The following is a 10,450-nucleotide window of genomic DNA, read 5'->3' as shown; positions in this document are numbered from 1 at the left end:
GGTGTAGTTCGGACGCTTACTCCCTACCCTGCCTTGCCGACGACGAACTAAGACCTATCGCCGACCGAGCAATTAAAAATGCCATCCGCAAAAAAGGCGGCATCATCAGTGGCATGGGCCGTAACGAGGAGATTAGCGTTCGAGACGCCGCGATAGTTAAACAGGGTCGTCACTACCGCGCAGCGGGGATGTCCAAACGCGGCATTGCAACGAAGGTGCATGCCTGGTTACAAGGTGAGGTAGAAAAACCGCCAAAACAGCGGCCTGAGTGGATTGCGCTTGAGACCGAAAAAGCCCTCACCCGCAAAAGAGTTGAGGCCATTCTCAAACATTATCTCGTGCTGTAAGCCAGAAATTTCAATCGGATTTCAATTGGAAGTGAACTGCTCATCACCGACCTGCACCTAGATCATTGCTCTCAGTCCCAACCAGTCGAGAGCAAGACCTATGAAAGCCCCTATCACTGAAATTCCCCGCCTTAACCCAACCACTCCAAGCCCAATGTTTGACGCATCGTCGACATTGATCCGTATGCCCGAGGTCGAGCGGATCGTGGGCATGAAGCGCTCCACCATCTACAAACTCATGCAGCGCACAGATAGCGGCTTTCCCCTGCCCGTCAAATTGAGCAACAGCAACTCTCGCGGCGCGCCCGTAGCTTGGGTTTTATCTGAAATCCAATCATGGGCACGAAGCCGCATAGAGGCTCGCGACCAGGTGGCAGCATGAAAAATCGAGTCGCCAATAGGGCCACCTTACAGCCCTTCTCTGTACTCAGAACAGTCGGATTTACCCCTCGGTGGATGCAACGCTTCGAACGCCACCGTACAGAGCAAAAACGCCTGGGCCGGGATGTTTTAGTGATGCGCTGGGCAGACGGAATCTGGTGCGCATTGTCAGTTCCCTGCCAAGCCCCTCAAGCAATGATCGTCGACGAAGGGCAGCAGATAGACGCCTACGAGGATGCACGTGCCTGCCTCGAAGGCGACCTGTTGCCCTTTGTCTCCCTGCGCTGGGACATCCATGCCTGAAACGAAAACGCCCCCGGCGGCAACCGGAGGCGTTGAGGTAAATCTACATGCATGACCAATTTATGCCGCATCGAAAAAATCCGCAAGTGATCTACACAGTTGCACTTTCAAAAAACGGGCGTTACTCTCTGGGTGTCGCTGCAAATTCAGCGAACGGGTTTGGCGACCCGAGCACATACAGGCGCACAGGCGCCCCCATACCGATTGCAGGCGCTTTTTTTGTGCCCGCATTCCTGCTTTATGGCGGCTGTGCGTGGGAGACCTTCGGGTCTGCCGGGGTCCTGTATGCCCGGTTCGCCAACCCGCGCACAGCTGCCACCCTAATTCGTTTGGCGACGATCAGTGGCAGCTCCTCACATACAGGAGCGTCACCAAATGCGTACCCTCAATCCGTCCAAAATTCGCGCCGCTGCTCATCGGGCAATGGCTCTCGCCGCTTTACACGCCAACTCCAGCCTCGCTACACGCCTTTCCCGTTACAACGCACACATGTCCAAGGCTCGCGCCCTGGAAGCCGTAGGGGGTGCTCAATGAGCATGCTCCCAGGCTTTTCACTACCCGAGGATCTGCTCTGTGTCAGCCAGGACGCCGAAGCCGGCATTCCCATTGATGCCATCACTTGCGCCCTCGACCGTGCCGACTCAGTTCTCATGCTGTTGGAAGATCATTTAGACGGCGATAAACCCGTCCTCTCCAACCGCATACTGTCGTCCGTTATTTGGGACGTGCGCGGCACCTTGGGCTTGATCAAAACACTCGCCTTGTATGGTGACGCCTCCTCTGTGCCAATGGGCCAGAAAGGCGGTGCCCTGTGAACACTGCCACCACTCTCGGGCGTGCCGAGTTCTCGTGTGCCAACGACACCCACCAGAAATTATTTCGGGTGAATGCAGGCGTGCCCCTTGAGGATGCGCTTGAAGCAATTTCACTGTTTCAGCACTACGCCAATCAACTGACCCTCGATGCCGCCATGAGTGACGAAGGCGAGCGTTTCAGTTGGCCGGCGTTTTACCTGGGCGAGATGGCTAAAGCGCTGATCGATGATGTGAACGATGCACTGTGTGCAGCGAGTACAGCGCCATGACTCAGCGCACCGGCAACACCTCTAAACGTCCCAGCTTTGCCGACGTAAAAAGCGCCGCGTTGAAGAACATCGACCGCGTACTTGCTCACTGGCTGCCAAACGGGAAACGCGTCGACGGCGGAAAGGAATACACCGCACCAAACCCCACGCGCACGGACAAACGTGCAGGCTCACTCAAGGTTAATTTGAGCAAAGGTACCTGGGCGGATTTCGCCACCGGCGATAAGGGCGGCGACCTAATAGACCTGGTGCGCTACATCGACGGCGGCACCGATGTTGAGGCCTGTAAAAAGCTGGCGGATTTGCTCAGCGTTTCCGCAGGATCTGCAACCACCAAAAACGCACCGATTAAGCCAGCAGCGCCGGAGTGGATCGCGCTTCAGCCGATCCCGGTCGAGGCCATGAACAAGTGCCCAGCCAAGCACCGACAACACGGCACCCCGTCCAAGGTGTGGATCTATCGCGATGCGCAGGGCCAACCGGTCATGGCGATGTATCGCTTCGACTTAAGCCCCGATGAAGACGGCAAACCACGAAAGGTCTTTGCGCCGTTGACCTGGTGCAAGCGCTCCGATGGACAAACCACACAATGGCGCTGGCAAGGCTTACCGGAACCTCGCCCATTGCTGCGCTTGGATGAGCTGGTACAGCGTGCAGATGCGCCTGTGGTGCTGTGTGAAGGCGAGAAAGCTGCTGACGCCGCCGCTGAACTGATGCCCGAACACGTGGCCACCTGCTGGCCGAACGGTTCCAACTCTTGGCACAAGGCCGACCTGACGCGACTCAAAGGGCGCACGGTGGTGCTGTGGCCGGATAACGATGCCAGCGGCAAGACCTGCATGGACGCCATCGAGCTCAAGCTGAATGAGCTGGGCGCAGCCTCAGTACAACGAATCTCGCTCGACGTGTTCAAGTTCAAGCCCAGCAGCAAAGGCGGCAAGCCTACGCTGATCAAGGGTGGAAAATGGGCAGACGGCGATGACGCGGCGGATGCGTTAGCCAAAGGCTGGACCGCTGGCCACGTCGCCGAGCTGGTGCGCAGCGGTGAGTTTTTCGGCAGTGCCGCTGAGCCCACCAAGCCTCAACAAGCTAAGGCTAAGGCGCCCGCCAAACGCCCTGCGAAATCAAAAAATGACCTATTGCCGGGCGGCTTTCGCCTGACGCCTGAAGGGGTCTTTTATTCCGGCGATGATGGCGAGGCACGCCCCGTGTGTTCGCCTCTGGAAATCATCGCTCGCACTCGCGATGACAAGGGCCACAACTGGGGCTTGTTGGTCGAGTTCGATGACCCGGACGGCGCTAAAAAACGCTGGAACATTCCGGCCCGAACCATGACCGGCGACTTCGGCAAGGACGTACTTGGGCCACTGGTAGACATGGGCCTACGCCTCGCTGGAAGTCGGTCGGGACGCAATGCCCGTAATGACCTGCAGAGCTATCTCGGCGGCTTCGACAGTACCCAGCGCGCACGTTTGGTCACACGCCTGGGTTGGCACGACAAGGCCTTCCTTTTGCCCGAACAGCAAATCGGCTCGCACGCCGAACACCTGCACTTTTATGAGGCAGGTGCCCAGTTGCCACCGATCAGCGAGGCGGGTTCTCTGGAGCAATGGCAGCAGCAAATCGGCGCGCTGTGCGTTGGTAACCATCGCTTGGCGTTTGTCGTCTCTGTGGCCTTTGCAGGACCTCTGCTCAACCTGCTCGGGCATGAGTCAGGCGGCTTCCACCTGTACGGAGACAGCTCCGGGGGCAAGACCACTCATCTACAAGTCGCCGCCTCGGTTTATGGCGGGCCGCGCCTGGTGCGTTCATGGCGCTCGACAGATAACGCCCTGGAGTCCATCGCAGCCGCCCATTCAGACGGTCTCCTGGTGCTGGATGAAATCGGCATGTGTGACCCACGCATTATTGGCGAGACGGTGTACATGCTCGGCAATGGCACTGGCAAGGCCCGGGCGAATGATCGAGGACAAGCGGGCCGACAGGTTCAGGAGTGGCGCTTGCTGTTTCTCTCGACTGGCGAGAAGACTTTGGCGCAGCACATGGCGGATGCCAACAAGGAGCTGAAAGCCGGTATGGAGGTGCGCATGCTCGCCGTGCCTGCGGATGCCAGCAAAGGCCTCGGCATGTTCGATGTGCTGAACGGTTTTGAGGACGCTGCGGCCCTCTCCGATGCGCTCAAAGCCCGTGTAGCCAAATACTACGGCACACCCCTCACCGCCCTCCTACACGCTCTGTGTGCGCCTGGGGAAATGCTCAGGTGGACGGTGATCATTCGCCGCACGGTGGAGCAGTTCATCACCCAAAACCTACCCGCCTCGGCCAGTGGTCAAGCACAACGTGCAGCCCTTCGCTTTGGCCTCGCAGCAGCGGCCGGAGAATTGGCCACCGCCTTCGGCGTCACCGGTTGGCCTGATGGTACGGCCACGACGGCTGCACGGGTGTGTCTGCATGCGTGGCTGGCTGAGCGTGGCGGCGCCGGTAACTTCGAAGGTGATGCGATCTTGGCGCGGTTACACCAGGTCATCGAACGGTTCGGAGAAAGCCGCTTTACCCGCTGGGAATCTGCCGCCGCCAAGATCGATGAGCACGGCCCACGCACGATTGATCGACTCGGCTTTCGCAAGACGATGGAACACGGCATGGGCGACTCACTGCACACCACCAACACCTACTACGTACTGCCAGAAGCCTGGAGGGCCGAAATCTTCAAGGGCATGAACATCAGTGCAGTGAACAAGGAGCTGATGCAACGAGGCGTGCTGGAACCGTCCAGCGACGGAAAGGCGTCGAGCCTGGTTCGGTTACCCGGTCTGGGTCAGCAACGCTGCTACATCGTGAAGACGATTCCGGGCTCGGAAGAGAGCGAGGCCAGGGCTGCCTGACGGCATGCCTGCTGATCGAGGTAGCACCGGCTCATTTCCGGCCTCGCCAGCCGTTCGACAACCATCCCTATCAACCGCTGTACCCAGAGACAATACAGATGAACACTATCCAAGAACTGAAAGACCGCCGCGACACACTGACCCTCGAAATGGAGAGCATTCAGCGCGACCTGGCGCCCTTCGAAGAGGCGCTGGAAAGCCCGGAGGTTGTCCAGCAAGGCCGTCAACGGGCAGTACAAGATGAAATCAACGATCACAAAAGACGCATCGACTCACGAGATCATGAGATCTGTCGCCTGAATCAAAAAATCGATCGCCTCGAGGCTTTGGCGAACCGTGAGAGCTTAGCTGCGGGTTACCTCAGCGACATTGCGAACTGGAAAGCCGACGAGATGGAGCTTAACGAAAAGCGCACCAGCATCGAGACCAGGTTGCAGCAGGTCCGCCAAAGCGATCAGGAAGACATGGCAAAGGCTCGACAAGCTGAAACGGACGCAGCCACTGCTTATGCACAGGCTGTCGCCTGGGGCGACGTGGAGGGCGAGAAAGCTGCAAACGCTGAAGCTCAAAAAGCAGCAAAAAACCTCACGGCTGCGGTTGAGCATCATCGCCGTCAACAACTGCTCATCACCGCCCTGGAGCAGGAGCTGGTGACGATTGATCTGCACATCACAGAGGCACAAAAAGAACGCGCCAAGATCGAGAACAAAGCAGCTCACCTAACGAACACCGTGCTGGAAGAGCAATGGAACGAAGCAGCGAAAGCACTGCTGGAGACGGGCGGCAAGCTGTGGGCTGCACGCAACCTGATTAATCGAGACCCGGTTGCATTGTTGAAGCTAGAAATCCCTGAACAGGGCGAACGCTTTGGAAGCTGGACCTGGCAAGAACTTGCAGACCGCTCACTCCAACACAGCCTGCTTGACCTGTTGGCGGCCTAACCTAAACCCTCTCCGAAACAACCGGCAAGGGCCGGTTGATTCGGGCATACCATAGGTCTACCCATGAACCCACCACCACAGAACAGCGCTCAGATGCGTGATGACCTAAAGGCTCGAAAGCTGCATCTGAACGGGATAATTGTTGGCATCGCTGGCATGAAAAAACTCAACGCAAGAGCAAACAAAATCACCAAGGTTGAAACGCTCACGATTGATGCAATCAACGCAGAGCTTGATTTCATCGACGTCCAACTCAAAAGAAAGGGAGGGTGATGAAGAAACGGGAGCTTAAGAAGCTTCCGTTTGGCTAAGCCATTAAAACAAGACTTAAGGGAGTACGGCCTCTAATCTAAGGCGGCACTGGCCTAATGGCCTCTTTCGGAAGAGTCTATTGAAAATGTCAGTGTCGGTTTCTACGCCGGAAAAGCTCGCGCCGCATTCGCAAACGTCGTCAGTTGAAGACTTACAAAAAATCCGCACACTGGCGAAGTCGTGGAGACCAAGGTGGCAATCAAAAAACTCTAAAGGAATGGAAATCGGAGCATGGATTAGAAGCAATCGAAAGTTGAATTACTAAATAATGCCAAACTATAAAGAGGCCTCTGAGGAGGCCGCCTTTACTTCGTAATTCATAGTTAATCAGAATCGGTACAAGCAATCACTGATGACCATGCGACGCTTATCAATCAAAAATGAAAATTAAATTAGCTTGTAGCTGCAATTATCTGCGGAACGACTGGAGCAATCTGGCGCCTGCAAAGAGCGTTTGGAACTTCACTCGCAACAAACTTCCCATGATGATCGCTTAGATCAGTCATAATACCTTCAAGCCCCCCCCTGCTCAAGGGAAGGATGATAGTACCCGCACAGCAGTGATTCTTAGCTAGTCCTTCAGAGTTCTTAACCAGTGGACGCTCGCTCTTGCCAGGCAAAGCGTCCGAACAGTTTTTAGAAATCTGCGTGCATGCAATGTATGGAGCACTACCTGCTATGGCTTCTCGAGCCCCAGCAACAATTTCGGGCCGTGGGGTTCCATGTGCCCCCCTCCCCAGCGAAAAAAGCACCAACTTTGGCCTAACGGCAGAAACTAGCTCCTTCGCAAACTCCTTGTTATCCGATGCTCCACCTATATGCCCTCCATGGTGAGGAAAGACCAAAACATGAGCACTAATATCTACCCTCTCACCCATCATTGTATTAAGACTATGCCGCCCTGAATCCGCTGCAAGAAGACACATCCTTTCACCTTCGTGCTCTATGAGCACAACAGCGGACATACTATTCGCGTCAAGCCTAACGCCATCAATATGTGCGCCCTCGTTGGTGGCAAGACATATCTCCGGAGTTGGATGAAGCACACGAATGGTAGTACCACAAATAGTAAGCTGCTGGGGGCTATCAATACTCAATGAAGGGTACACCTTTGTTCCTTGAAACTTCCTAGCATCTCCAGCAGCTATTCTAAACTGAAGCCAAGAATCAGTTTTCCTCTTATCCGGATTTACATATACTTGTTGAACTGGGCGAGCCGCATTCATCAAAATTGGAATAGCCCCGGAAAGATGATCGCTATCTGCATGAGAAATAAGTAACGCACGGATAGACTTTATCTTTAAATCGTCCAGAACCTTGGCGACAATTGGGCGTCCCGGCGCATCAATAATAATGGCTTCTTCACCATGCTTAATGATCGTGCAATTCCCATGCCCCACATCAAGAATTATAATTTCACCGCAATCCATCGTCCCACTCCGGTTCCGGGGCTAATTTTACATTTTCAAAGTACAAGTCAACTTTTTCCAAAGCGCTTACATTCGTGAAGGCTTCCAAAATACTAAATCGCGCCACCCTACCCTGATCACCTTCCGAAACTAAAGACAAAGGAAATCTGACGGTGTCTTTGGGATTCCAGCCATTCACGATTGCATCTATAACTTTCACATCACCTACGTCTGATACGTCCATGACTTGAAGTAAGGTTCTATGTAATTTTCTATCATCTACTTTGCCACGCCTAAGCTCGTTGACACATCTAGCAAATGCCGCCCGGAGTTCTTCCGGCTCATCTGCATCTTCACGACGCAACACAACGGGAAGACTACTTCTATAAGTACGAATAGCGATGTCGGCATACTGATCTAAATACTGAGTTACTAGAATTGTGGGGTGCCTTTTTTCTACCAGAGCAGCCGCGAGCTCCGCACCTGATATATCTGCAAATGCACCATACCTCAATCGATGATCACAAACTGCCGCATCCGAATTCAAAATAATAAGATCAGCAAGGGCAGACAAACTTTCTGCCGCCTCCTGCCGATAAGGCTCAAAACGGCCATCCTCTAATGCATGAATGATAGTCAAAGCAGCTTGATCATCATCATCTACAACCGCAACAATCTTAATAGACTTCATAAATATCACACAGTAGTAGGGTTGGTAAGCAAGGGAAATACGAAATTAAATATTGCTCCCGATTCGTTTACAGTGGAGGCACTGTATTTCCCACCCAGATCCAGAACCGAGTCCTTAACAATTGTCAGCCCGAAGCCAGTACCTTCTTGCCTAGTGGTCTTACCCGGGAGCCAAATTTCTTGAACATCCATATTGATACCTGGTCCATTATCTTCAACCTCTATCGCTACCGTATTACCTTCAACATTTACTGAAATTTTAATTTTTCTATCTTTCGTCCGAGCCCCAACTCGTTCGAATGCACTAACCGAGTTAGTAAGGCAGTTCGTAATAATAGTCTCAACCAAAGCTTCTGCACCATATATCACCGCATCGTCAGTTTTATATGGAGCCAATTCAATTTCAATTTTCGCATCTTCTAAAATAGGCTTCCACAATCCATGAAGAGCTCTTATCACCTTATTGACATTTACAGCACCGTGCCGCCTCTTTTCACGCTTCAGAAAGTCAATTTGCATCGATGCAAAACGGGTCAACCGCTCTGAAGCAGTAACAATCAAGTCTAGAGGAGACTCAAATTTAACAACCAGCTCTTCAGAGCAGTATTGCTTAACTCGCCTGCGAATACTTTTCTCACTACCTGCAATGGATCTAATAGGTTTGCCGATTTCATGCGCGAAAACCGCAGCCGTAGTTCCCGCGGTTGCAAGGGATCGATACAGTACTAAATCCTCACGAGTTGAACGAAGTTCTCTCTGAAAATTCTGCTCTAGTTTATCGAGGGCCTTAATTGCTTTCTCTTTTTCGGGCGCAGGTAGCGCTTGAGAAATCGTATTCAATAGTTCAGTACGGGCTTGGGCCGGAGCTGCTTTGGATGTTATTTTTTGTAAGTCTCGGCGCGCTTCGGCATCTCGTAACCGACGACGAGCCAACCACTCCAATGCGTCTTTCGCAAAGCGTCGAATCTCAAAAAACTCCTCGCTTTCAATAAAACCGAAGCGATCAGTTTTTTGCCTCAATACGCCGTCAGGATCGTCCACAATCACTCGACCAACGCTAGTATTTGTAGAAGGACGTTCTTCCGGACTGCGGGCTCGAGAAAGGTTCATATCTAACCAGTCATGACCGGCATCGCCATATGGTGGGACCCGGAATTGCCGATGATAAAAGTGAACTCCACCTACGACTTTTAACCAAGCCTTGACTTCAGCTATGGTTGAGCCTCGCCCGGAAAAAGCATTTTTGTTAAATACAAAGCTATAGAGTTCAAAACTTGCAGGCGGCGCATTGTAAGTCAATGGCAACTTAGATGCCTTTGTAGGCCACTCATCAGATGTGGCGCTATAAAGGACATCGCCTTTAAAATCCAACACCTCTGCATACCCTGACCCGTCAGCTAATAACTCCGCTTTGAGTACATACTCAGCGTCATCAAGATAGCCATTTCTGACTCTAGCCTCGAGCTCCGGATAATCCGGCGCAATGAGATTTACTTTGAAATCACTTTCACCCTGAAAAGGACTGGTTAAAAGAACGATACTTCGCCCCAACCGATCCGTTTCGCTCCGACCAAGAGCTCGCTTAATCCCTTTTAAAGTCGTAGTCGTGCCGTATTCGAGGCGACTGCTCTCTTTAATCGGAAGAGCAACCTCCTCAACCACCTTAACGTTATCGTACTGACTCCAATCGATGATTATAGAGTACGCTTCATTTGGCTTAACCGAGTAATGCCGTGTAATCATTTCTACAGATGACCCGGCCCTTAACGCGGCTAGTCGGCCCAAGCCCTTGTCCCCGACAGTTCTCCGACCCTTGCGAGTAAGCTTAGTACTCTCTTTTGAAGAGCCACCTAAGACCAACCAGTTATTCCTTATTTGATCATAAGTCATTCCCGAACCGTTATCGGAAATAACGATTGTCCCACCTTTAATTAAATCTATTTTAATTTCTACGGTACATTCAGACGCGTCTGCATCGTAGGAGTTTCGAATTAACTCAATGATAGCCTGATCAAGGTTTGGTACGAGCTCTTCACCTAATCGCTCAAGGATGGATGGGGCAAATCTAAATCCTAAAGGACGAGAATTCATGTGTTAA

10 protein-coding genes and 2 pseudogenes are annotated in these 10,450 nt (G+C 52.8%); 9 read left to right on the top strand and 3 right to left on the bottom strand.

The window, feature by feature from the left end; genetic code table 11:
• From HX803_RS04810 to HX803_RS33080, 9 genes and pseudogenes are all read left to right on the top strand, one after another.
• A pseudogene (locus tag HX803_RS04810) lies at window positions 1–347 on the top strand (hypothetical protein); the annotation flags it as partial.
• Window positions 348–447: 100 nt separating this feature from the next.
• Window positions 448–729, top strand: a complete 282-nt coding sequence (locus tag HX803_RS04805; RefSeq protein ID WP_178919349.1) for an AlpA family transcriptional regulator — start codon at window positions 448–450, stop codon at window positions 727–729.
• Entirely contained in the window at window positions 726–1,031 is a 306-nt protein-coding gene (locus tag HX803_RS04800; protein WP_178919347.1) for a hypothetical protein, read from the top strand. The genes HX803_RS04805 and HX803_RS04800 overlap by 4 nt, the downstream gene beginning before the upstream one ends.
• Before the next feature lie 530 nt (window positions 1,032–1,561).
• The gene (locus tag HX803_RS04795; protein WP_178919346.1) at window positions 1,562–1,846 is read left to right on the top strand and encodes a hypothetical protein; all 285 of its coding nucleotides are present in this window, start codon (window positions 1,562–1,564) and stop codon (window positions 1,844–1,846) included.
• Entirely contained in the window at window positions 1,843–2,115 is a 273-nt protein-coding gene (locus HX803_RS04790; RefSeq protein ID WP_177132769.1) for a DUF3077 domain-containing protein, read from the top strand. The genes HX803_RS04795 and HX803_RS04790 overlap by 4 nt, the downstream gene beginning before the upstream one ends.
• On the top strand, window positions 2,112–5,000 hold the full coding sequence (locus tag HX803_RS04785) for a DUF927 domain-containing protein (RefSeq protein ID WP_178919344.1): 2,889 nt from the start codon (window positions 2,112–2,114) through the stop codon (window positions 4,998–5,000). The genes HX803_RS04790 and HX803_RS04785 overlap by 4 nt, the downstream gene beginning before the upstream one ends.
• A 98-nt stretch (window positions 5,001–5,098) precedes the next feature.
• Window positions 5,099–5,941: a chromosome segregation protein SMC gene (locus HX803_RS04780; RefSeq protein ID WP_178919342.1), complete on the top strand. Its 843-nt coding sequence runs from the start codon at window positions 5,099–5,101 to the stop codon at window positions 5,939–5,941.
• Between the two features lie 63 nt (window positions 5,942–6,004).
• Complete coding sequence (locus HX803_RS04775) at window positions 6,005–6,214, top strand: hypothetical protein (RefSeq protein WP_256732809.1); 210 nt, start codon at window positions 6,005–6,007, stop codon at window positions 6,212–6,214.
• 195 nt (window positions 6,215–6,409) lie between these two features.
• Window positions 6,410–6,510 (top strand): annotated as a pseudogene (locus HX803_RS33080) (transcriptional regulator); the annotation flags it as partial.
• Window positions 6,511–6,645: 135 nt separating this feature from the next.
• Here the strand turns inward: HX803_RS33080 and HX803_RS04770 are convergent.
• From HX803_RS04770 to HX803_RS04760, 3 genes are read right to left on the bottom strand one after another with little or no spacing between them, the layout of a single operon-like run.
• The gene (locus HX803_RS04770; protein WP_178919341.1) at window positions 6,646–7,683 is read right to left on the bottom strand and encodes a ComEC/Rec2 family competence protein; all 1,038 of its coding nucleotides are present in this window, start codon (window positions 7,681–7,683) and stop codon (window positions 6,646–6,648) included.
• Complete coding sequence (locus HX803_RS04765) at window positions 7,670–8,353, bottom strand: hypothetical protein (RefSeq protein WP_178919339.1); 684 nt, start codon at window positions 8,351–8,353, stop codon at window positions 7,670–7,672. Before HX803_RS04765 ends, HX803_RS04770 begins: the two co-directional genes overlap by 14 nt.
• Before the next feature lie 5 nt (window positions 8,354–8,358).
• Window positions 8,359–10,443 carry a sensor histidine kinase gene (locus tag HX803_RS04760; RefSeq protein ID WP_178919337.1) on the bottom strand — a complete coding sequence of 695 codons (2,085 nt, stop codon included), beginning with the start codon at window positions 10,441–10,443 and terminating at the stop codon, window positions 8,359–8,361.
• Between the last annotated feature and the right edge of the window lie 7 nt (window positions 10,444–10,450).

The sequence above is a fragment of the Pseudomonas sp. P7548 genome (genome assembly GCF_013386585.1).
Lineage (GTDB): Bacteria > Pseudomonadota > Gammaproteobacteria > Pseudomonadales > Pseudomonadaceae > Aquipseudomonas.
This window is presented reverse-complemented; position numbering and strand designations above follow the sequence as displayed.